The sequence below is a fragment of the Mesorhizobium sp. CA14 genome (assembly GCF_020165195.1).
In the GTDB taxonomy this organism is placed as follows: Bacteria; Pseudomonadota; Alphaproteobacteria; order Rhizobiales; family Rhizobiaceae; genus Mesorhizobium.
This window is the reverse complement of the sequence record NZ_JAIUHR010000014.1, coordinates 1-23,358: the sequence shown is the minus strand read 5'-3', so window position 1 is coordinate 23,358 and position 23,358 is coordinate 1. Positions and strand designations below refer to the sequence as shown.

Genomic DNA, 23,358 nt, shown 5'->3' with positions numbered 1-23,358 from the left:
TTGTGAACGTCAAGCGGAAATCAATTCCTTGCCGGCAGCGGCAAGGCTCTCGGCGCCGCCGATGACGCGATCCTTGAGCGCGCGTGTCTCGCCGAGCAGGTTTTCGGCGAAGAAGCGGCAAAGGGCGATGCGGCCGCGATCGGCCAGCCCGCCTTGCGCCAGATAGGCGCCGCCGGCAGCGAGCGAGATCAGGCGCAGATAGGGCGTCGCGCCGGCCATGGCGGCATCGGCATTGCCATCGGCCATGAGCTTCTGCAGGAAGCGCGTCGCCTCGTCGACATCGGCCAGCGCATGGTCGAGATTGTCGGCGGTGCGGCCGAAACCGTCAATGTTGGAGGTGCGCACCGCATCGGCCACCGCTTTCAATTCGCCGATATAGGAATGCACATGCTCGCCGCCGCCGAGCGGCAGCTTTCGCGCCACAAGATCGATCGCCTGGATGCCGTTGGTGCCTTCATAGATCGGCGCGATGCGCGCGTCGCGATAGAGCGCGGCGGCACCCGTCTCCTCGATGAAGCCCATGCCGCCATGCACCTGGACGCCGAGGGAGGCGACTTCGACGCCGATATCGGTGGAAAAGGCTTTTGCGAGCGGCGTCAGCAGGCTGGCGCGATCATGCCATCTGGCAGCGGCCTCGCCCTCGCCGACACGCGCGCGGTCGAGCGCATGCGCACAGGAATAGCTGATCGAGCGTGCGATCTGGGTCAGCGCCTTCATGGTCAAGAGATTGCGCTGCACGTCCGGGTGATGGACGATCGGCGCCATGCCTGAGCCCGAATAGGCGGAAGCCTTGCCCTGGCGGCGCTCATTGGCGTAGGCGATCGCCTTCTGTGTGGCGGCCTCGGCCACGGCAACGCCCTGCATGCCGACGGCAAGGCGGGCGTTGTTCATCATGGTGAACATGCAGGCCAGCCCCTTGTTCTCCTCGCCGATCAGCCAGCCTATGGCGCCGGGTGTGGAGCCTTGAAAACCGTCGCCATAGATCATTGTGCAGGTCGGCGAGGCATGGATGCCGAGCTTGTGCTCGAGGCCGGAACAGAAGACGTCGTTGCGAGCGCCGAGCGAGCCGTCGTCGTTGACGAAGAACTTCGGCACCAAAAACAGCGAGATGCCGCGCGTGCCGGCCGGCGCGTCGGGAAGCCTGGCCAGCACCAGATGCACGATGTTGTCGGTGAAATCGTGCTCGCCATAGGTGATGAAGATTTTTTGGCCGAAGATGCGATAGGTGCCGTCGCCGACGGGCTCGGCGCGGCTGCGCAAGGCTGCGAGGTCCGAGCCTGCCTGCGGCTCGGTCAGGTTCATCGTGCCCATCCACTTGCCGAAGACGAGTTTTGAGAGGTATTTGGCCTTGAGTTCCTCGGATGCATGTTTGTCGAGCGCCTCGACCGCGCCCATGGTCAGCGTCGGGCCGATACCGAAGGCCATAGCGGCGGAGTTCCACATTTCGAGGGCGGCGACGCCGAGCATGGTCGGCAGGCCCTGCCCGCCGAATTCCTCAGGACCCGACAGCGCATTCCAGCCGCCTTCGATCCAGCGCCGGTAGAGCTCCTTCCAGCCGGGCGGCGTGGTGACGGCAGCGTCCTTCAGCACAGCGCCTTGCTCGTCGCCGATCTTGTAAAGCGGAGCGACTTCCTCGCTGGCGAAGCGGCCGGCCTCCGCCAGGATTGCGTCGACAAGGTCCTCGCCGAGATCGCCGAAAATGCCGGCGTCAAGCGCCGGCTTCAGCCCCGCCACCTGCTTTAGCGTGAAGGCGATGTCCTCGACCGGCGCGCGATACATGTCTGCTCCTCCCGTTCCGGCCGAGCGTAGGCGCATGGCCGAAGCGAAGCCATCCACCTTTGGGCCGGCCTCACGCCTTCTTTTTACGTAAACGTCAACTTTTGTCACGCGGATTTTGCTTGGACTTCGTCATCCACGGGCGGAGCGGACGCGCAGAGATCGATCGCATCGAGCTACCCTCGCAGAGCATCGAGAGGATTTGGACACGGGTTTGAAGGGGCAGCTTGTTCATGCCCCTAAGTGTCAAGCATACAAATTCACTTAATCAAAAAGATCGGTTTGGTCCCCGGCCTTGGGAAACCTCTTGCCAAACAGCTTCCGAAATTGACCGACGGTATCCGAGACCTTGACGAGAGTTAGGACCTCTTGGACCTGGCGCTTCAATTTCTCAATTCCATAGCCCTCTGTAAGATGCTGATGAAACCTAGCCTTGCGAGTTCCCTTGGCGTTGATCTTGGGGTTGATCCGATCAAGTTCCTCTAGAACGGCCCCATTCTCCAATGGATGATAGACATAAGTCCGAGTGAAATTTGCGAAATGCTGCGGGCGGTTCTGAATAACAGCGCCGCTGGCTGTCATCGTACGCTTCCGGCTGCCATAAATGCGGTTTAGTTCGTCATAATACTCATCTGGGAACTGTTTCTCCCACTCGCGCTTTTCGTTCTCAATGTACTGCTGGACTAGGATCCGGAGAGCATTGGGTTGGCGGATTTCCTGAAAACCCGTGGCCTCATCGATCAATGCCGCGACGCCGACCTTGGCAAAGGCATTTAGAAGGATTTGCGCCTGCGCCGCCAAACCCTCTTGGGAGGCAGTCAGTTTCCCGGCGTCGCGAGCCCGCACGATCGCTTTACAGACATTGACCAGGACATCGGCTTCGTACCCGTGCCCCAGATCCTGTGTCAAGGGCTTGAAATTAATAGGATTTTCTAGATCTTGGACTAGTTTTTGGTCGAGTTCGGATCCTAGTCCTTTTCGGCGCATTGCTCGTAGAAACACGTTGCCGCCGCCGGACTTCATATCTAGTGCGCGCGCCATTCCCCGTTTATGGAACAAGCGCCGGCCATCTTCGAGAACATAGCAATCTAGATCGAGCGTCCCGACCTGCATTTTGCCTTGATGCGTGGCGCGCGGCAGTGTCGGATCCGATGCTTCCGGCTTGGGCTTCCATCTGGCCTGCGCGCCGCGCCGTGCGATTTCGCGTCTCTCTTCTTCGGATAGATTGCTCGCGCGGATCCGGCCGCCTTTGCTTTGGGGGGTATCGTCGGTCATAGGGAATCACCTCATGCTTGCTGCATGGCGAATCCATACCGATGCTTGCTGCCGATAGCAAGCACGAGCGACAGAAATTCACAAAGGTATGCTTGCTATCGTTTCCAGCGGCTTTCCGCCGCCTTCTTCGCGATCTCGGCGCGCCCCCGGTGTCATATTGGCGGCGCGCTTCTTTCCGCCCTTCGAGCCAAGCTCTTTGGCGGCCGCGCTCTTGCCGTCGTCCGGCACGTTGTCCGATTCCTCGCCTGTAGCAATGCGCATGACGCGGACGGCGTTGCCGATCACGTCGGCTGGGCGCTTCTGGCCTTTAGGTCCGGTGGGCATCAGCCTACCTCGGCCTTCGCGCGTTCAATAATTCCGTTCAAGGTGGCTATAATCGTCTCGTCGCGCGCTATCGTTGAGTCGTTAATGTTGACCCACTTGCCGTCTTCAAGGCTGCGCAATTCGAGTTTGCCGGCGCGCATCATGTCGATTCCTTGCTGATACCGATCACGCATCTGCGTGTAATGCTCGATCATATCTTCGCGCCAGCCCATGGGTTCCTCATATGCTTTACCTAAGCATATAGGCGGTTCCGCCTACGGGGCCAACGCGGCGAGGCGCTTTCGCCTAACCGTCAAATTTCAAACTGAGACACTACCCGCGCGTCGCTTCGCTCCTTGCTCCGCCATAGAATGACGAAATCGCGAAGGCCATGGCCAATCTCAAGGTCTGCAATTACCACGCAAATTTCTGCGACGAATTACATCCAGCTGGTAATTCCAGGAAAAGTGGGGCGCGGTTTTCCGTCCGGAATTGCGCAAGGATAAAGCGACCCCCTCAACGTATGCTGTGTCCCACCGCCTGCAGCGCCAGGAAGGCTTCGTAGCGCCTGTCATGCCAAGCCCGCATTTCACCGGTCGCCGGGGTGAAAACCTCGCCAAGCCGGGACATGGCAGGCATGGCGGTCGAAAGGTCCGCATACCGGCCGGCGGCGACAGCTCCGAGCATCGCAGCACCCAGCAGTACCGGTTCGGGCGATTGCGACGCGGCGACCGCCAAGCCGGCGGCGTCGGCAAGCAGCTGGCGAACCAGCGGCGACTGCCCTGCGCCGCCACTGATGACGATAGTGTCGACCGCAAGACCGGATGACGCCATGGCCGCCACGATCTGACGCACGCCATAGCCGAGGCCGCAAAGCCCGGCCACGTAGAGGCCGACGAGACTTTCGACGGAACGGTCGGTGCCAAGCCCGGCGATCAGGCCGCGCGCGTCCGGATCGGCCAGAGGCGAGCGATTGCCGAGGAATTCGGGGACGACATGGATGCTTCCCGCGAGCGTGGCCGCGGCCGACAGGTCGGGCGAGCCCGCCGTGGCGGCCGCGGCCAGCCAATCGACCAGCGATTTGCCTTCGGCCGCGGCGCGCGCGGAGGCCTCGGCTTCGGCCGGGTGGAAATGCACCAGCAGATCGATGGCGGCGCCGGCCGCCGACTGGCCGCCCTCGCTCAGCCAGAGCCCGGGCACCATGGCGGAATAATAGGGTCCCCACACGCCCGGCACGAAGGCCGGGCCTTCGCTGCTTGCCATGGTGCAGGCAGAGGTGCCGAGCACATAGGCCATGCGCGACGAGATGGTGCCGGCTTCGCCCGCGGCCCCCACGGTGCCGACGCCGCCAGCATGGGCGTCGATCAGCCCGGCAGCGACGACAGTGCCCGCGACCAGTCCCAATTCAGCGGCGGCCGCTTCCGTCAGGCCGGCGCCCAGCGCCGTGCCGGGCTCGACCACGTCGGTGCCGATGCGGGCAAAACCCTCGTCGGCAAGCTCGCCGAGCCCCACGGCATGGAAATAGCTTTCGTCCCAGCGCCGCTCGTGGCCGAGATAGGTCCATTTGCAGGCGAGCGTGCAGACCGAGCGGGCAAGGCTGCCCGTGGCGCGCCAGGTGAGATAATCGGCGAGGTCGAAGAAATGCCTCGCTTTGGCAAAAGTCCCCGGCAGGTTCTCCTTCAGCCACAAAAGCTTCGGCGTCTCCATCTCGGGCGAAATGACGCCGCCGACATAGTCGAGGACCGGATGCCTGAGGGTGTTGATGCGCCTGCTCTGGTCGAGGGCGCGGTGGTCCATCCAGACGATGATGTTCCTGTCGCTATCTCCCGAGCGGCCGACCGGCAAAGGGCCGCCGTCGTCGCCGACCACCACCAGCGAACAGGTCGCGTCGAAGCCGATGCCGCCGATTTCCCGAGGATCGACGCCCGCCTTCCCGACCGCCTCGCGCACGCTGGCGCAGACCGCCTGCCAGATGTCGCGGCTGGACTGCTCGGCGATCTCGCCAGGCTCGACGAAGAGCGCGATGTCGCGCTTGGCGGAAGCGAGCAGCTCGCCGTGCTCGTCAAAGACGCCGGCGCGTGCGCTGCCGGTGCCGACATCGATGCCGAGGAAATGGAAAGGCATGGGAACCTCGAAGGTAGGGCAGTAGGCAGTAGGCAGTAGGCAGTAGGCAGTAGGCAGTAGGCAGTAGGAGATGATTAGTGTTGAATGGCCGGAGGCAATGGCCTCTTTTCCCTATTCCCTACTGCCTAATTCCTACTGCCTATAGATCGTTGCTCTGCGGCAGGATCACCAGATCCCGAATGGTGACGTTTCTCGGCCGCGTCAGCATGAACAGGACGGCGTCCGCGACCTCCGTGGGCTGCATCAGCCCGCCGGCCGCCAGCTCATCCTCGAGCTTCTGCTTCGGCCAATCGCTGATCAGCGCCGTCACCACCGGTCCGGGCGCGACCGCGCCAACGCGCAGGCCATGCTTGGCCACCTGCCGGCGCAACGTATGGACAAAGGCCTGGATGGCATGTTTGGAGGCCGTGTAGACCGGCTCCCAGACGACGGGGACGAGGCCCGCAATCGAACTTGTGACGATGATGTCGCCGGTCTTGCGTTCGACCATATGCGGCAGCACCGCGTGCACGGAGCGGAACACCGAATTGATGTTGAGGTTCAGCATGCGGTCCCAGGCATCCGGATCGCCGTTGAGGATCTCGCCGCCCACATAGGAGCCGGCATTGGCGTGGAAGATGTCGAGCTGGCCGGCCTTTTCGAGGATGCCGGGCATCATGGTCGCCACGCTTGCCGGGCTGGTGAGGTCGACCACCAGCGGGATCGCGCCGTCGCCGAGCTCGGCGACCACCTCCTTCAGCCTGTCCTCCGCGCGGTCGACCAGCACGACACGGGCGCCGGCGGCAAGCATCGCCCTGGCGCATTCGAGGCCGATTCCCGATGCCGCGCCGGTGACCGCGGCGACTTTTCCCGAAAGATTGTGAGCCATGTGTACCCTTCTCGTTTGAACTATTCAGGCGCGGCCGTGCGAGGCACGGGAGCGGCGCGCGAGGGAGTCGACGATCACGGCGATGGCCAGAACGGCACCGGTGATCATGTAACGAAGCGATGAGGACAGATCGAGCAGCGTCAGGCCGCTGGCGATCGACTGTATGACGATGATGCCGAGCAGCGCGGAATAGGCGCTGCCGCGGCCGCCGAACAGGCTGGTGCCGCCAATGACCGCGGCCGCGATGGCGTTCAGATTGACGTCGCCGGTACCGGCCTGCTGGCTGGCGGAGGCGAGCCTGGCGGCGGCCAGCACGCCGCCCAGCGCGGCAAAGAGCGAGCACAGCGCGAAGGCGCTGAGATAGATGGCGCGCACCTTGATGCCGGCGCGGCGCGCCGCCTCGCGGTTGCCGCCGACGGCGGTCATCGAGCGCCCCCACTTGGTCCGGGTCAGCGCATAGTTCATCGCCACGACGAGGCCGACGAACAGGCCGAACATCCATGGAATGCCGCGCGACTGGTTGAGATAGGCGACGATCAGTTCGAGGCCGATTATTATGATGGCGACGCGCACGATGAGTCCGGTCACGGACGGTGCCGACAGGTTGGCCGCGCGGCGGCGCGCAAAGGTGCGAAGCCCGCTGACCAGCATCGCCAGGCCCGGGATCCCTGCCAGCGTGTACGAGATCCATTTCGGCATCACCATCAGTTGGCCGAAATCCACCAGCGCCGAGCCATAGGGCAGGTTGATCGAGCCGGTGGAGCCGAGGATGTAGAGCTGCATGCCCAGCACCGCGAGCAGGCCGGCAAGCGTCGAAACGAAGCTCGGCATGCCCAGACGGTTGAACAAAAGGGCATAGAGCGAACCGATCAGGGCGCCGAAGGCTAGCGCTGCGAGGATGGAGAGCGCCACCGGCCAGCCCTGGTTGACCCAGAGCGTGCCGACCACCGCCGAGGCGAAGCCGCTGATCGAGCCGACGGAAAGATCGATCTCGCCGACCATCAGCACGCAGACAATGCCGAGCGCGATGACGCCGACGGTCGAGCAGTCGAACAGGAGATTGACCAGATTGCTGCTGGAAACGAACACCGGATTGAGGCTGGTGAACACGGTCCAGATGACCACCAGGCCGACGATGACCGGCAGCGAGCCGAGATCGCCGCTGCGCACGCGGTCAAGGAAAGCGCGGACCGCTCCGCCTATACCCGCCTCATGCTTCACCCGCGCGTCGGCGCGGTCGAGCGCCAATGGGGCGGAGGTGCTTTTCTCTGCCGTCATGGGCGCTGCTCCCCCGCCTGTGCGCTGCCGCTGTGATCGCGCTCCATGCGCAGCCGCTCGGCGCGTCGCGACACCGCGTTGTTGGAAGCACCGGTGATGGCGCTCACCAGGTCCTGGTTCGAGGCGTCGGGCTCAAAGACGCCGTTGTTGCGCCCCAGCCTGAGCACCACGATGCGGTCGGCGACGGCGCGGACATCCTCCATGTTGTGGCTGATCATAACGACGCCGAGGCCGCGCGAGCGGACGCGATCGATAAGATTGAGCACCTCCGCCGTCTGTGCAACGCCGAGGGCCGCGGTCGGCTCGTCGAGTAATATGAGTTTCGGCTCGAGCAGCAGCGAGCGCGCAATCGCCACCGTCTGGCGCTGGCCGCCGGACAGCGAGGCGACCGCCTCGCGCACGCTCGGGATGCGCGCCGACAATTCGTTGAGCAGCGTCCAGGCGCGCATCTCCATCGCTACCTCGTCCAGCCGCAGCGGGCTGAGCTCGTTGCCGAGGAAAATGTTGGCGACGACGTCGAGATTCTCGCAGAGCGCGAGATCCTGGAAGACCGTGGCGATGCCGAGCGTCAGCGCCGCGCGAGGGTCGGGCAGCGTGACCGGCTTGCCACCGAAATTGATCGTTCCCGAGCTCGGCTGGTGCACGCCGGCGAGTATCTTGACCAGCGTCGACTTGCCGGCGCCGTTGTCACCGACCAGGGCTACGACTTCGCCGGCATGGACGTCGAAATCGATATCGGTCAGCGCCGAAACGGCGCCGAAATTCTTCGATATGCCGCGCAGGCTGAGCACCAGCTCGCCGACGGAAGCCGACCCTTCAAGACTCTCGCTCATGCGCCGCCTTTCTGACTGTCGTTCCCTGGACATCCGGCCGCCGAGTGGCGGCCGGATGTCCTATGATCACTTCGTGATGCCGAGCTTCTTGCAGCCCTCGGCATAGCGGTCGACGCAGAGCTCGGCCGCCGTGTTGATCTTCTTGTCGATGATCTCGGCCTTGAGGTTCTCCTGCGTCACCACCGCCGGCGTGAAGAGCTGCGAGGGCGTGTCGTAAAGCGACATCTCGGCCTTCGGCTTCTCACCCGACAAGAGCTTGACGGCCACGTTGGCCGCGGCGGCCGCAACGATTTCGCTCGGCTTGGAGATGGTGTTGTACTGGTCGCCGGCAATGATCAGCTGCAGCGCCGCGATCGTCGCGTCGTTGCCGGTCACCGGAGGAACCGGATCGACGCCGGCCGCCTTGAAGGCGGCGATCGCGCCGCCGCCGGTGCCGTCATTGGCGGCCACGACGCCGAGGATCTTGGTGCCGAAGCGGGTGATCTGTCCGCTCGCCCATTGCTGCGCCTTCGGCGGCGCCCATTCCGGCGTATCGAACTCGGCCAGGATCGGATAGCCGCTGTTGTCGAGACCCTCATGGATGCCTTTCTTGATCAGGCCGGCGGCCGCATCGGTCGGCGAACCGTTGATCTGCAGCAGACCGCCGCCGGCCGGGTCGACCTTCAGAGCCTTGAGATGCTCGACCAGCGAGTCAGCGATGGCCTTGCCGATGCCTTCATTGTTGAAGGACACGTAGAAATCGGCGGGCGCCGTCGGGATGGGCCGGTCATAGGCGATCACCTTGACGCCCTGGCTCTGGGCGAGCTTCACCAGCGAGGCGGCGGCGGTCGAATCGACCGGGTCGAGCACGATAGCCTTGGCGCCCTGCGAGATCACCGAATTGAACTGCTGCTGCTGGCGCGCCGCATCGGCGTCAGCGTTCTGGTAGATCACCTTGCATCCAGGGCAGAGCTTCTTCATCTCGGCGACGAAGCCGGGATAGTCGTGCTGCTCGTAGCGGGTCGACGCCTGGTCGGGCATCAGGAAGGCAACCGTGGCGTCGGTGACCGTGTCGGCGAAGGCCGCGGTGCTGCCGAGCAGCGAGACCGCGAAAACGGCCGCGATTGTCGACTTCAAGGCAAACGGCGATTTCCAAGCATGTCTGGTCATTCGAATGTCTCCGTTTCGAGAAATGGTTTCACGAGGACCTGCGCGGTGAACCACGCGCCAGGCCTTGACTGCATATCGAACTGTTGAAAGGAGTATGGTTGCGGCTGAGGATCGATCGACCCCGATTAACCACGCAGACATCCTCCTGAACGTGCTGGATTTCGGGCAAACGAACCCCAGCACAGGGCGCCCTGCACCCCGCGTCTTTCCTTCCCTGAATGTTTCTTTGTTGATGCAATTCCGGACGAAAGATCTTTCTGACCGGAACCGCTTTAAGCTCCTCCCGCTTCCTCCCTGTTAGGCGGCAATCTCCGCGTTGACGTTCTCGGCCAGCAAGGCCCTGAAGCGCGAAGGCGACATGCCTTTTTGCGCCAGGAACTGGCGATTGAAATTCGAGATGTTGTTGTAGCCGGAGGCGTAGCAGATTTCGGTGATCGACATCTGTGCCTCGCTCATCAGGAGCTGGCAGGCAAGGTTGATACGCAGCCGGTTGACGTACTGCACCAGCGCCATTCCGGTGTGCCGGCGGAAGCTGCGCGAGAAGGCACTCGGGCTGCGCCCGGCAATCTCGGCCAGAGTGCCTTCGCTGAACGGCTCCGTCAGGTGGCAGTTGATGTAGGCGAGCGCCTGGTTGATGCCGGCCGACATGAAGCCGGAGGGGTCGGGCAGATAGCCCGCGCTGGCCAGCGTGCGGACGTCGCCGGCGCGGTTCAATATATCGAGCACGGCCATGAACAGCGACAGGCGGCGCACGCCCTGCGCCTCGGTCAGTTCCGCCAGCAGGGGCGCCGCGAGCTCAGCCGTCGCCGGCGAGAACAGCGCGCCGCGGCGGCTGGTTTCGAGAATGCCGGCGCAGGCGGCAAGTTCGGGCAAGGCGGCGGAGGCGCCGGCGATGAATTCTTCCGAGAACTGCACGACGCGGCCGCGCAGCGGCACGGTCTCGCCCGGCGGCACGTCGCTGACCCAGTTGTGCGGCAGGTTAGGCCCGGTGAGCACCAGATTGCCCGGCTCGAACTCGCCGATGAAGTCGCCGACGAAATAGCGGCCGGTGGTGGCGACGACCAGATGCAGCTCATACTCGGGATGGAAGTGCCAGCGTACAGTACGGAAAGGGTAGCCGTGGGCCCAGGCCTTGAACGATTCTCCCTGTCTGATCTGGACGACTTCCAGGTCCGGATTCATCTTCGTTTCCTCCCCGCGCGGGTCCGGCCTTGTGACCGGTTGCTGCGCTTCGCCAGGCGGACCCGTGTATTCCCACTGGCCGCTGTGATTGAAAGCTTAGGCGGCAATTGAAATGCCTGCCACCACGGCTTGTCCACCCCGCCGATACTTTTTTGACGTTTTGGAGGAGGTCGAAGCAGCCGATGTTCTGAAGCACTTCCTTAACCATAGCGGTTCAGGATCGTTCCCTGGTCAGTGGGGACACCCTGATTGAAAAAGGCGGCGCGCCCTCTTCGCCGCCTGGCGCTTCTCGCGGCGGCGGTTGCGCTGGGCACGGCGGCAAAGGCCTCGGATTTCTCCGAGCCGTGGAAGAATGCCGACCGCCCGCTGGTGATCGACGCCTACGAATACAATTCGATCGACTGGCAGCAGCTCGTCACCGACAAGCGCATCGCCGGCTTCATCAACAAGGCATCCGACGGGTTGCCGCCGCCGTATTTCTGCTTCGGCGCCGAAGCCGACGTCAAACTCTGCAAGGCGCAATGGAAGCGCTATGCGGTGACGCGCGAATTGTTCCAGACGCGCAAGGTCGTGGCCAAGGCGCTTGGCTTGAAATGGGGCGCCTATCACCTGGCGCGGCCCGGCAATCCGGTCGAGCAGGCCAATAATTTTATCGATTTCGCCGAGCCGGCGCCGGACGAGCTGATGGCCCTCGACATCGAAGGCATCGACCCCACGCAATGGATGTCGCTGGAGGATGCCGAGGAATTCGTGCGCCAGGTGCATCGCCGCCTCGGCCGCTTTCCGGTGCTCTATGTCAACGGCAAGACCGCCCAGTATATCGCCGACAACCGCTACCAGTACCGGCTCCTGTCGCGGCTGCCGCTCTGGTATGCACGCTACAAGCCCGACATCGACGTGCATTTCCCGATGGGCAACTGGCAGGGCTATGCGCTCTGGCAATTCTCGGCGCACACCAATTGCGGCCGCTTCCGTTGCCCCTACCGCGTGCCCGGCACGCCCAACGACATCGACGTCAGCGTCGCCCCGATGAGCGCCGACGAGCTGCGCCGGCAATGGGCCTTTGGCGGCCTGCTCGACGTGCCGGCCGACTACCTCGCCTCGATCCCGGTGCCGGTTTCGCGTGAGACAGCGCTGGCCGGCAAGGTCACCATCACCTATGCCGACGTGGCGACGCCGCCGACCGTAGAGGAAATGGTCGCCGTGCTCGGCGCGCGCTGGGAGAAATTCCGCGACGGCTTCCGCATGCCGGTGGTGAAGACGGTGCCGCGGCGTGCCAGCTTCGGCATCGTGCAATATGTCGCCTGGAAGCGCTCAGGACAGCGCACGCCCGAGCAGATCGACGCGGCTTTCGCTGCCGCGGCCGATCCGGTCAGCACCGCCTCGACGGCGCTCGACAGCGCCAGGCGCTGACTTCTTCCAGGAGCCGACTTCTTCCAAGAGCCCAGGGGGACATCAGCGATGGCTGCCAAGGCTGGCATACATGCCGGTGGTGCGAAACTGTGTCGGGTTGATGCCGTAGCAGCGGCGAAAGACCTTCGAAAAATAGTTCGCATCCTCGAAGCCGCACAGCACCGCGACCTCCTTCACCGGCAGGAAATCCGCCTTGGTCAGGAGTTTCGCCGCGCGCTGCAGGCGCTGCTGCAGGACGAATTCGGCCGGCGGCAGCCCTTCGCTCTCGGCGAAGCAGCGCGAGAAATGGGCGCGGCTGAGGCCGCTGATTTCGACCAGCTCAGCCACCGGCAGCGGCTTGTCGAGATTGGCGTTGATGTGGTCGATGACAGGCTGCATGGCGCTCTGCTTCTCCGCGAAGGCATGCGAGCCGAAGACATCGTCATAGAGCGCCATCGCCGCCTCATAGGCGATCGCGGAGGCCGCGCCTGGCGACGCGGCGCCTTTGATCAGCCGCAGGCTGCAATCGGCAAGGTGATCGATGGTCGCCGACTGCAGCCGCAACACCGGGCCCGAGACGCTGAGGATGGATTTGTGGATGCGCAGCGCCTCCTCGCCGTTCATCGAGATCCAGAAATATTCCCAGCGGTCGCCCTTGGCCAGCCAGTAGCGATGGTTGTGCGGCACCAGAACCAGCAGCGTGTCGTTCGCCTGCAGACGATAGTTGCGGCTCTCGTAGCGCAGCTGACCGGTGCCGCTGATCGTATGCTGGAGAACCGTGAACGGGGTCTGGCCGCGCTTTCGCCCGTCCCAGTCATAGGTCTCGTCCTCGCGCACTTCGTAGCCGGTGCTGGTCGGCATGGCGTGGAGGCGCTGGCGGCCGCGCGGCAGCGAGATCGTCCGCATCAGCTTTCCGTTGGCGATCAGGTCATGCAGCACAAAATTACCCTCGAAAGCATAATCCTTCTCTGGTCGTGCCGGCGAATAAGCGCATAATCCGGCTTCTCAGAACGCGAAAGACCCGCGGTCGAGGAGCGGGCGGGAGGAGAAAAGCCGGATTTCCGGCCTTGACGGGCATGCGCGCTGTTGCGTGCAGCCATGTTCTCCTCCGTTGCTCCTTGCCTAGCATTCGATTGGATCGAGGTGAAGGTGATGAGTTTCAAAATCGCTATTATCGGCGCCGGCAGCGTCGGCTTCACCAAGAAGCTGTTCACCGACATCCTGTGCGTGCCGGAGTTCAAGGACATCGAATTCGCGCTGACCGACGTCAGCGAGCACAATCTCGGGATGATCAAGGCGATCCTCGACAGGATCGTGGAAGCGAACAAGCTGCCAACCAAGGTGACGGCAACGACCGACCGCCGCAAGGCGCTGGAGGGGGCGCGCTACATCATCAGCTGCGTGCGCGTCGGCGGGCTGGAAGCCTATGCGGACGACATCCGCATCCCGCTCAAATATGGCATCGACCAGTGCGTCGGCGACACGATCTGCGCCGGCGGCATCCTCTATGGCCAGCGCAACATTCCGGTGATCCTCGACTTCTGCCGGGACATCCGCGAGGTCGCCGACACCGGCGCCAAGTTCCTGAACTATGCCAACCCTATGGCCATGAACACCTGGGCCGCGATCGAGTACGGCAAGGTGGACACGGTCGGCCTCTGCCACGGCGTGCAGCACGGCGCCGAGCAGATCGCCGAAGTGCTGGGCGCAAAGTCGCCCAAGGAGCTCGACTATGTCTGCTCCGGCATCAACCACCAGACCTGGTTCATCGAGCTCAGGCTGAACGGCCGGCCAATCGGCAAGGACGAGCTGGTCGCCGCCTTCGAGGCCCACCCCGTCTATTCGAAGCAGGAGAAGCTGCGCATCGACGTTTTGAAGCGCTTCGGCGTCTATTCGACCGAAAGCAACGGGCATCTCTCCGAATATCTGCCTTGGTATCGCAAACGCCCCGACGAGATCACGCGCTGGATCGACATGTCGGACTGGATCCATGGCGAGACCGGCGGTTATCTGCGCTACTCGACCGAGACCCGCAACTGGTTCGAGACGGAATATCCGCAATTCCTCGAAGCGGCGTCGAAGCCGATCGACCCGGCAAAACGCTCCAACGAGCATGCCAGCCACATTCTCGAAGCGCTGGAGACGAATCGCGTCTATCGCGGCCACTTCAACGTCAAGAACAACGGCGTGATCACCAACCTGCCGCAGGACGCCATCATCGAGTCACCCGGTTTCGTCGACCGCTTCGGCATCAACATGGCGGCCGGCATCACGCTGCCGGAGGCCTGCGCGGCCACCTGCATGGCCTCGATCAATGTGCAGCGCATGTCGGTGCATGCTGCGATCGCCGGCGACATCGACCTGTTGAAGCTCGCCGTCCTGCATGACCCGCTGGTCGGCGCGGTGTCGACGCCGGAAGAGGTCTGGCAGATGGTGGACGAGATGGTCGTCGCCCAGGCCGCCTGGCTTCCCCAATATGCCGATGCCGTTCCGGCGGCAAAGGAGCGGCTTTCGAAAGCCAAGGTCAAGACCCGCGAATGGGCGGGCGCGGCGCGGCGCAACGTGCGCTCGATCGAGGAACTGCGCGCCGAGAAGGCGGCGCTGAAACAGGCCGGCTGAGACTGGGACAAGCAGCCGGACCTGCAGGAGGCAGGTCCCGTCGGAATCAGCCGTCCCGAACAAGAGGCGGGCAACAGCAGACATCCAACACCTGGGAGGAGACTATGAGGAACCTGCATAGAATTGGCATCGCCGCCGGGCTGATGCTCGGCGTTTCAGTCCACGCACTCAACGCTTTCGCTTCCGAACCGACAGTGCCGCCGGAACCGGCGACGTTTCCGGCCGAGGGCAAGATCCACTATGTGGCGCGCGACTCCATCCTGGAGTTCAAGGCGCTGCCCGAATATCACGAGCCGAGCTGGGTGACCGAGAAATACGTCAAGACCGGCAAGTTGCCGCCGGTCAAGGACAGGCTGCCCAAGGAGCCCCTTGTCTTCAAGACGGGCAACATGCCGGACGGCATCGGCGTATATGGCGACACGATGCGCCACGTCATCGGCGGAAGGCCGGAAGGCTGGAACTATGGCGCCGGCCAGACTCAAGGCTGGGGCGGCATCGACATCGGCCTGTCCGAATGCCTGACGCGTACGGCGCCGCTGTTCCAGGTCGAAGCCAAGGACATTGAGCCGCTGCCCAACCTCGCTAAGAGCTGGGAATGGTCGAAGGACGGCCACAAGCTCACCATGCATCTGATCGAAGGCGCCAAATGGTCGGACGGCGCACCCTTCAACGCCGACGACGTCATGTTCTACTGGGAGGACGAAGTGCTCGATCCCAACGTCTCGCCGCTCAACGGCGCGACGCAGGAAACCTTCGGCGTCGGCACGACGCTTAAGAAGATCGACGACTACACCGTGGAATGGACCTTCAAGGCGGCGTTCCCGAAGCAATATCTCTTTGCGATGGCCTACGGCACCTTCTGCCCCGGTCCCTCGCACATTCTCAAGCCGCAGCATCCGAAATATTCGAAGAACACCTACGACCAGTTCAAGAACGCCTTCCCGCCGGAATTCATGAACATGCCGGTGATGGGCGCCTGGGTGCCTGTAGCATACCGGCCGGACGACATCATCGTCCTGCGCCGCAATCCCTACTATTGGAAGGTCGACGAGAAGGGCAACCAGCTGCCCTATCTCAACGAGCTGCAATACAAGCTCTCGACCTGGGCCGATCGCGACGTCCAGGCGGTGGCGGGCTCGGGCGATTTCTCCAACCTGGAGCAGCCGGAGAACTTCGTCGCCTCGCTGAAGCGTGCCGCTGAGAAGAACGCGCCGGCACGGCTTGCCTTCGGTCCGCGCCTCATCGGCTACAATCTGCGCATGAATTTTTCCGCCAATGGCTGGGGCAACCCGGACGAGCGCGGCCAGGCGCTGCGTGAGCTCAACCGCAACGAGGATTTCCGCAAGGCGGTCACCATGGCGCTCGACCGCAAGGCGCTTGGCGACTCGCTGGTCAAGGGCCCGTTCACCGCCATCTATCCGGGCGGCTTCTCCTCGGGCACCAGCTTCTATGACCGCAAATCGACCGTCTATTATCCCTTCGATCTCAAAGGCGCCAAAGCCGAACTTGCCAAGGCCGGTCTCAAGGACACGGATGGCGACGGTTTCGTGAACTTCCCGGCCGGCACGGCCGGCGGCAAGAATGTCGAGATCGTGATGCTGGTCAATAACGACTACACGACCGACAAGAGCCTTGCCGAAGGCGTCGTCGCCCAAATGGAAAAGCTTGGGCTGAGGGTGGTCATCAACGGCGTCAACGGCACGCAGCGCGATGCAACCCAATATTCCGGCCGCTTCGACTGGCTGATCCGGCGCAATGAGACCGAACTGACTTCGGTGGTGCAGAACACCGAGCAGCTCGCTCCCGTCGGTCCGAAGACCAGCTGGAACCATCGCGCGCCGGAAAGCGGCGAAGTCGACCTGATGCCGTTCGAGAAGGACCTTGTCGACATCGTCAACAAGTTCGTCGCGACGCAGGACAATGACGAGCGCGCCGACCTGATGCGAAAGTTCCAGAAGATATCGACGGAAAACGTCTACAATGTCGGCCTGACGGAATATCCCGGAGCGCTGATCGTCAACAAGCGCTTCTCCAACATCCCGCAGGGCACGCCGATCTACATGTTCAACTGGGCCGAGGATTCGATCATCCGCGAGCGCGTCTTCGTCGCCGCCGACAAGCAGGCGAAGTATGAGCTCTTCCCCGAGGAGCTTCCCGGCAAGCCCGGAGACAAGGGCCCGATGAACTAGTTAACCTCCCCTGACGAAGAGAACTCCGGTCGCGCCGCTGGCGCGGCCGGACAAAACCAAATCTCGGAAGCGCCCGAGGTGCGGCCGGGAAGAAGGGAGTGGACCATCCGATGTTGCGATTCCTGCTTATGCGCATAGCGTCGGCGCTTCCCGTCCTCGCAATCTTAAGCCTCGTCACCTTCGCCATCATCCAGGCGCCGCCTGGCGACTATGCCGACTACATCAAATCGCAGCTGATTAACCAGGGCGGCGCCTCCTACGCCGAAGCGGATGCGCAAGCCCAGGCTTACCGGGTCGAACACGGCCTCGATAAGCCGCTGCCCGTCCAGTATCTCAACTGGATCGGCGGCATCGTCACGCGCGGCGATTTCGGCTATAGCCTCTATTACAACAAGCCGGTGGCCGATGTAGTGGGCGAGCGCCTGCCGCGCACCTTGCTTCTGGCGCTGGTCTGCCATCTGCTCGCCTCGGTGCTCGGCATCACCTTCGGCATATGGGCGGCGACAAGGCAGTATAGCTGGATCGACTCGACACTTTCGGCGATCTCGTTCCTCGGCATGACGGTGCCGCGCTTCCTGATGGCGCTGATCATCGTCTATCTGCTGGTCTTCCAGTTCAACGTCTCGGAGATCGGCTCGTTCTTCTCGCCGCAATATGGCGGCGCACCGTGGTCGTGGGCGAAGTTCGTCGACCTGGTCAAGCACGTCTGGCCAGTGGTGGCGATCGCGACCTTCGGCGGGCTCGCTTACAATATGCGCGTGATGCGCGGCAATTTGCTCGACACGCTCAACGCGCAATATGTCGAGACGGCCAAGGCCAAGGGCCTGACCGGCGGCGCCGTGGTGATGCGGCACGCCGTGCCCAACGCGCTGCATCCTTTGGTGATGTATCAGGGCGTGGTGCTGCCCTACATGCTGACCGGCGAGATCGAAACGGCAATCATCTTCGCGCTGCCCACCGTCGGGCCGGCCATCGTCGGCTCGATGGCGGTGGGCGACGTCTATGTCACAGCGACTTTCATGATGGTGCTGTCGGCGACGCTGATCGTCGGCAACATCGTTGCCGACATGCTGCTCGTGCTTCTCGACCCCCGCATCCGCCAGTTCGGGGAGCACTAGATGCTGGCGCGCGATCCCTCCCCGACGCCCCTTACGCCGTTGCCGGCGGCAGGCGTGACCTTTGCTGAGCCGGCGCACGGCAATGAGAGCTATATCGCCCTTGTCTGGCGCCGCCTGAAGCGTTCCTGGACAGGAATGGCTGGGCTCTGCCTGGTCGTGCTCCTGCTTGTCATGGCGGTGTTCGCGGATTTCCTGGCGCCCTCCGATCCGAAGGCGACCGATGTGGCCTTTGCGCCGCCGCAACTGCCCGTCTTGCACGACAAGGACGGCAATTTCGTCGCGCGGCCGAGAATCTATGCCTTGGCCGATTCGACCGACCTCGATCCGGTCACCTTCCAGCCGATCGTCGGGCCTGACTACGACCATCCGCGGCTGCTCGGCTTCTTCGTCGAGGGTGCGCCCTACAAGCTCTTTGGGCTCATCCCGGCGAACCGGCACTTCTTCGGCTCGATGGATGGCCAGCCGGTGCATTTCCTCGGCACCGACAAGTTCGGCCGCGACGTGCTGTCGCGCGCCATCCACGGCTCGCGCGTGTCGCTGATGATCGCGCTGACGGTGGTCTTCATCATCACCGTGATCGGCACCACCGTCGGCATGGTCTCCGGCTATTTCGGCGGCAAGTTCGATGTCTGGGTGCAGCGCTTCGTCGAGCTGGTGCTCGCCTTCCCGCAACTGCCGCTCTATCTCGCGCTGACGACGCTGATCCCCGTGACAGCACCGACCAATGTCTTCCTCGCCTTCGTCATCATCGTCATGTCGGCGCTGGGCTGGGCGCAGATGTCGCGCGAAGTGCGCGGCAAGACGCTGGCGCTGGCGCGGATCGACTATGTGCGTGCCGCAATGGCGGTGGGCGCCACAGACCGGCGCATCATCATGCAGCACATCTTCCCCAATGTGATGAGCCACGTGATCGTCGCGGTGACGCTGGCGATCCCGACCGTGGTGCTGCTCGAATCCTTCCTCGGCTTCCTCGGCTTCGCGGTGAAGCCGCCGCTGATTTCCTGGGGGCTGATGCTGCAGGACACGGCGACCTATTCGGTCATCGGCACCTATCCCTGGATCCTGTCGCCGGTCGGTTTCGTGCTGATCACCGTCTTTGCCTTCAACGCGCTGGGCGACGGCCTGCGCGATGCCGTCGATCCCTATTGAGGTGGCCGGATGACGACGATCGCGCTCGCAGACAATTTCGCGCCAGCTGTCCGGCTCGACCATGACGCGCGCCATGAGCAGCCTATTATCGATGCGCGCAACATCGAGGTCGCCTTCAAGGTCGAGCACGGCATCGTCGAGGCGGTAAAGGACGTCTCGTTCCAGCTTTATCGCGGCGAGACGATCGCGATCGTCGGCGAGTCCGGCTCCGGCAAGTCGGTGACGGCGCGCACCGTCATGGGGCTTTTATCGCGGCGGGCGACGGTTTCGCCGCGGTCGAGCGTCGACTATTGCGGGCAGAACATCCTGAAATTCCCCGAGAGCGGCCGGCGCAAGCTGCGCGGCAACCGCATCTCGATGATCTTCCAGGAGCCGATGAGTTCGCTGAACCCGATCTATACGGTCGGCAGCCAGATCGTCGAGGCGATCAGGGTGCATCGCAGGGTCGGCCGCAGACAAGCCTGGGCGCGAGCCCTCGAGCTTTTGCGGCATGTCCAGATCCCCGAGCCGGAGGCAAGGCTCAAACAGTATCCGCATCAGCTCTCGGGGGGCCAGCGGCAGCGCGTCATGATCGCGATGGCCTTGGCCAACGAACCCGACGTGCTGATCGCCGACGAGCCGACCACCGCGCTCGACGTCACCGTGCAGGCGCAGATCCTGAACCTGATCCGCAACTTGCAAAAAGAGCTGCGGATGGCGGTGATCCTGATCACGCACGACCTCACCGTAGTGCGCAAGTTCTCCGACTACGTCTATGTCATGCAGCATGGCGAGATGCGCGAGCATAACGTCACCGAGCGGCTCTTTGCCAATCCCCAACATCCCTACACGCAGCGGCTGCTCGCTTCCGAGCCGCACGGACGGCCGAAGGTGCTGCCCGACAAGTCCCGCACGATCCTCGAGGCGAATGGCGTGCGCGTCTGTTTCATGCTGCGCCACGGCTCTTTCATGAAGCCGGACTGGCGCGAGCTGGTCGCGGTCGACGACTTAGGTCTCAAGCTTTGCCGCCATGAGACGCTTGGTCTGGTCGGCGAATCCGGCTCCGGCAAGACCACTTTCGGGCAAGCCCTGCTTCGGTTGCTCGACGCCAAGCGCGGCGAGATCCGTTTCGACGGCCAGCCGATCCAGGGTCTCACGCGGGCCGAGATGCGGCCGCTGCGCTCGCGCATGCAGATCGTCTTCCAGGATCCGTTCTCGTCGCTCAACCCGCGCATGACGATCGGCCAGATCATCGAGGAAGGGCTGGTCGTCAACAGGTTGGGTGCGACGCGGCGCGAGCGGAACGAGCGGGTGCGCGAGGCGCTGGTGAGCGCCGGCATGCCCGGCAACATCCTGTCGCGCTTCCCGCATGAATTCTCCGGCGGCCAGCGGCAGCGCATCGCGATCGCGCGGGCGATTGCGCTGGAGCCCGAATTCATCCTGCTCGACGAGCCGACTTCGGCGCTGGACCTTTCCGTGCAGGCGCAGATCATCGACCTGTTGCGCAAGCTGCAGGACGAGCGCGGCTTGAGCTATCTCTTCATCTCGCACGACCTCAAGGTGGTGCGGGCGCTGTGCCACCGCGTCATCGTCATGCAGCACGGCAAGATCGTCGAACAGGGACCCGTCGACGAGGTCCTTTCCAATCCCAAGACCGCCTACACGGAACGGCTCGTCAGGGCCGCTTTCGACGTGGCCTAGAAGTGCCGGAGGTTTTTACAGTGGCAAGAAATCCCAGGATCGCGTTCATCGGCGCCGGCTCGACGGTGTTCATGAAGAACATCGTCGGCGACGTGCTGCAGCGGCCGGCGCTGTCGGGCGCAACCATCGCATTGATGGACATCAACCCGCAGCGGCTGGAAGAAAGCGCCGTCGTCGTCAACAAGCTGATCGCGACGCTCGGCGTCAAGGCGAAGGCCGAGACCTATTCCGACCAGCGCAAGGCGTTGAAAGGCGCCGACTTCGTCGTCGTCGCTTTCCAGATCGGCGGCTACGAGCCCTGCACCGTCACCGATTTCGAGGTGCCGAAGAAATACGGCCTGCGCCAGACCATCGCCGACACGCTCGGCGTCGGCGGCATCATGCGGGGCCTGAGGACCGTGCCGCATCTGTGGAAGATCTGCGAGGACATGCTCGCCGTCTGCCCGGAAGCGATCATGCTGCAATATGTCAACCCGATGGCGATCAACACCTGGGCGATCGCCGAGAAATATCCGACGATCAAGCAGGTCGGGCTCTGCCACTCGGTGCAGGGCACGGCGATGGAACTGGCGCACGATCTCGACCTTCCCTATGAGGAGATCCGCTACCGCTCGGCCGGCATCAACCACATGGCGTTTTATCTCAAGTTCGAGCATCGCCAGCCGGACGGCTCCTATCGCGACCTCTATCCCGATCTCGTGCGCGCCTATCGCGAGGGCCGTGCGCCAAAACCCGGCTGGAACCCGCGCTGCCCGAACAAGGTGCGCTACGAGATGCTGACCCGGCTCGGCTATTTCGTCACCGAGAGCTCCGAGCATTTCGCCGAATACACGCCCTATTTCATCAAGGAGGGCCGTCCCGACCTGATCGAGAAATACGGCATTCCGCTCGACGAATATCCGAAACGCTGCATCGAGCAGATCGAGCGCTGGAAGGGTCAGGCGGAAGCCTATCGCTCGGCCGACAGGATCGAGGTCGAGCAGTCGAAGGAATATGCCTCCTCGATCATGAATTCGGTGTGGACCGGCGAGCCGTCGGTGATCTACGGCAATGTCCGCAACAATGGCTGCATCACCTCGCTGCCTTTCGACTGCGCGGCGGAAGTGCCGTGCCTGGTCGATGCCTCCGGCATCCAACCCACTTACATTGGCGACCTGCCGCCGCAGCTCACGGCGCTGATCCGCACCAACATCAACGTGCAGGAGCTGACGGTGCGGGCGCTGATGAGCGAGAACCGCGAGCACATCTACCACGCGGCGATGATGGACCCGCACACCGCGGCCGAGCTCGACCTCGACCAGATCTGGTCGCTGGTCGATGATTTGCTTGCCACTCACGGCGACTGGCTGCCGGCCTGGTCGCGAGGCCGGCGCAAGAGCGCGGCTGCGTGATCCAACCTGATACGCCAGGACCAGTTAGATCAGGGCATAGTTTTAAACCCTCAAGCGGAAGGGCATGAAGATGTGGTATCCTTCCTCAGAGGCTCTATGACACGTTCCGCGATTATCATTGGAGGGACCGGCCAAATTGGGCAAGCGACAGCGCAGACGTTTCTGCGTGAAGGATGGAGTGTTTCCATCGTCCATCGTGGAAATCGGCCGATTGCTGAGGAGCTGATCAAACAAAGGCGTCTATGAAATTATCCATGACCGGGACCAGGCACCTGACTTGGCTCCGGTGATCGGCAAAGGTGCCGATATCGTGATCGATACCGTCGCCTTCGACGTCGCGCATGGGGATCAATTGTTGCGGGTCCAGGCAGATGTCGGCGCGTTCTTTGTCATTTCTTCAAGCAGTGTCTACTGCGACGACCGGGGACGTACACTTGATGAGGCGCGTGGGGCCGAATTTCCCGATCTTCCCCAGCCGATGACAGAAGCGCAGGCGACGGTCGCACCTGGCCCTGAAACATACTCGACCAGGAAAGTCGCGCTCGAAAGGCGATTGCTCGACGGGGCTTCTCGCCCGGTAATTATCCTGCGCCCTGGCGCGATCCACGGGGTGGGTTCGAGTCATGCGCGCGAATGGTGGTTTGTGAAGCGGATGCTAGATGGGCGCGTGAACATTCCACTCGCATACCGAGGTGAGAGCCTTTTTCATACGACATCGGCCACTAACATCGCTCGATTGATTGATTTCGCTGCCCGAGCACCGACAACGCGAATCCTGAACGTGGCAGACGATCGTTGTTTGAGTGTTACGGAAATTGGGGCGGCGATTGGAGGTCATCTGGACTTCAAGGGAAACCTAGTTCCGATCGACACCGATGCCGGTGCCTATCCCGCTCCAATCGGTTCCACGCCCTGGTCCATTCCCTCCCCCTTTGTAATCGACTGCACCGCGGCGGGTTGTGTGCGTCAAGTTCTGCAAAAGGGGCGGCCACGAGGCTGGTCATGCGGCTTGGCGCAGAGCGAGCTTCTTGT

General features: G+C 63.1%; 19 protein-coding genes. 8 read left to right on the top strand and 11 right to left on the bottom strand.

Translation table 11 applies throughout. The annotated features are described in order from the left end of the window. Positions 1-9: 9 nt before the first annotated feature. From LB565_RS16365 to LB565_RS16320, 10 genes are all read right to left on the bottom strand, one after another. Entirely contained in the window at positions 10-1,779 is a 1,770-nt protein-coding gene (locus tag LB565_RS16365; protein ID WP_224585714.1) for an acyl-CoA dehydrogenase family protein, read from the bottom strand. 261 nt (positions 1,780-2,040) lie between these two features. Then, positions 2,041-3,051, bottom strand: coding sequence for a P63C domain-containing protein (locus tag LB565_RS16360; protein WP_224585711.1), 1,011 nt, complete (start codon positions 3,049-3,051; stop codon positions 2,041-2,043). Between the two features lie 78 nt (positions 3,052-3,129). Further along, positions 3,130-3,336, bottom strand: coding sequence for a hypothetical protein (locus tag LB565_RS16355; protein WP_224585708.1), 207 nt, complete (start codon positions 3,334-3,336; stop codon positions 3,130-3,132). Between the two features lie 38 nt (positions 3,337-3,374). Then, positions 3,375-3,587, bottom strand: a complete 213-nt coding sequence (locus LB565_RS16350; protein ID WP_224585706.1) for a hypothetical protein — start codon at positions 3,585-3,587, stop codon at positions 3,375-3,377. A gap of 283 nt (positions 3,588-3,870) precedes the next feature. Beyond that, positions 3,871-5,478, bottom strand: coding sequence for an FGGY-family carbohydrate kinase (locus LB565_RS16345; protein ID WP_224585704.1), 1,608 nt, complete (start codon positions 5,476-5,478; stop codon positions 3,871-3,873). Between the two features lie 139 nt (positions 5,479-5,617). Beyond that, positions 5,618-6,346, bottom strand: a complete 729-nt coding sequence (locus LB565_RS16340) for an SDR family oxidoreductase (protein ID WP_224585702.1) — start codon at positions 6,344-6,346, stop codon at positions 5,618-5,620. A 24-nt stretch (positions 6,347-6,370) separates the two neighbouring features. Further along, on the bottom strand, positions 6,371-7,624 hold the full coding sequence (locus LB565_RS16335) for a sugar ABC transporter permease (protein WP_224585700.1): 1,254 nt from the start codon (positions 7,622-7,624) through the stop codon (positions 6,371-6,373). Further along, positions 7,621-8,457: an ATP-binding cassette domain-containing protein gene (locus LB565_RS16330; RefSeq protein ID WP_224585698.1), complete on the bottom strand. Its 837-nt coding sequence runs from the start codon at positions 8,455-8,457 to the stop codon at positions 7,621-7,623. Before LB565_RS16330 ends, LB565_RS16335 begins: the two co-directional genes overlap by 4 nt. Before the next feature lie 66 nt (positions 8,458-8,523). After that, on the bottom strand, positions 8,524-9,606 hold the full coding sequence (locus LB565_RS16325) for a sugar ABC transporter substrate-binding protein (RefSeq protein WP_224585696.1): 1,083 nt from the start codon (positions 9,604-9,606) through the stop codon (positions 8,524-8,526). 297 nt (positions 9,607-9,903) lie between these two features. Then, a complete protein-coding gene (locus tag LB565_RS16320) occupies positions 9,904-10,788 on the bottom strand; it encodes an AraC family transcriptional regulator (RefSeq protein ID WP_224585695.1) in 885 nt (294 codons plus the stop codon). 249 nt (positions 10,789-11,037) lie between these two features. On the opposite strand from LB565_RS16320, the gene LB565_RS16315 reads away from it, so the two are divergent. Further along, on the top strand, positions 11,038-12,201 hold the full coding sequence (locus LB565_RS16315; RefSeq protein WP_224585694.1) for a glycoside hydrolase family 25 protein: 1,164 nt from the start codon (positions 11,038-11,040) through the stop codon (positions 12,199-12,201). Between the two features lie 42 nt (positions 12,202-12,243). Here the strand turns inward: LB565_RS16315 and LB565_RS16310 are convergent, their stop codons facing one another. Further along, a complete protein-coding gene (locus tag LB565_RS16310; RefSeq protein ID WP_411970656.1) occupies positions 12,244-13,086 on the bottom strand; it encodes an AraC family ligand binding domain-containing protein in 843 nt (280 codons plus the stop codon). 246 nt (positions 13,087-13,332) lie between these two features. Between LB565_RS16310 and LB565_RS16305 the strand changes: the two genes are divergently transcribed. The 7 genes from LB565_RS16305 to LB565_RS16275 all read left to right on the top strand — a co-directional run. After that, entirely contained in the window at positions 13,333-14,799 is a 1,467-nt protein-coding gene (locus tag LB565_RS16305) for an alpha-glucosidase/alpha-galactosidase (protein WP_224585692.1), read from the top strand. A 104-nt stretch (positions 14,800-14,903) separates the two neighbouring features. After that, the gene (locus LB565_RS16300; protein ID WP_224585691.1) at positions 14,904-16,988 is read left to right on the top strand and encodes an ABC transporter substrate-binding protein; all 2,085 of its coding nucleotides are present in this window, start codon (positions 14,904-14,906) and stop codon (positions 16,986-16,988) included. 110 nt (positions 16,989-17,098) lie between these two features. After that, complete coding sequence (locus tag LB565_RS16295; RefSeq protein WP_224585690.1) at positions 17,099-18,106, top strand: ABC transporter permease; 1,008 nt, start codon at positions 17,099-17,101, stop codon at positions 18,104-18,106. Continuing rightward, positions 18,107-19,255, top strand: coding sequence for an ABC transporter permease (locus LB565_RS16290; protein WP_224585689.1), 1,149 nt, complete (start codon positions 18,107-18,109; stop codon positions 19,253-19,255). Positions 19,256-19,264: 9 nt separating this feature from the next. After that, a complete protein-coding gene (locus tag LB565_RS16285) occupies positions 19,265-20,935 on the top strand; it encodes an ABC transporter ATP-binding protein (protein ID WP_224585688.1) in 1,671 nt (556 codons plus the stop codon). A 20-nt stretch (positions 20,936-20,955) separates the two neighbouring features. Continuing rightward, on the top strand, positions 20,956-22,326 hold the full coding sequence (locus LB565_RS16280; protein ID WP_224585686.1) for an alpha-glucosidase/alpha-galactosidase: 1,371 nt from the start codon (positions 20,956-20,958) through the stop codon (positions 22,324-22,326). A gap of 277 nt (positions 22,327-22,603) precedes the next feature. After that, positions 22,604-23,358, top strand: a 755-nt coding sequence (locus LB565_RS16275) for a hypothetical protein (protein WP_224585684.1), incomplete at its 3' end; no start/stop codon positions are given.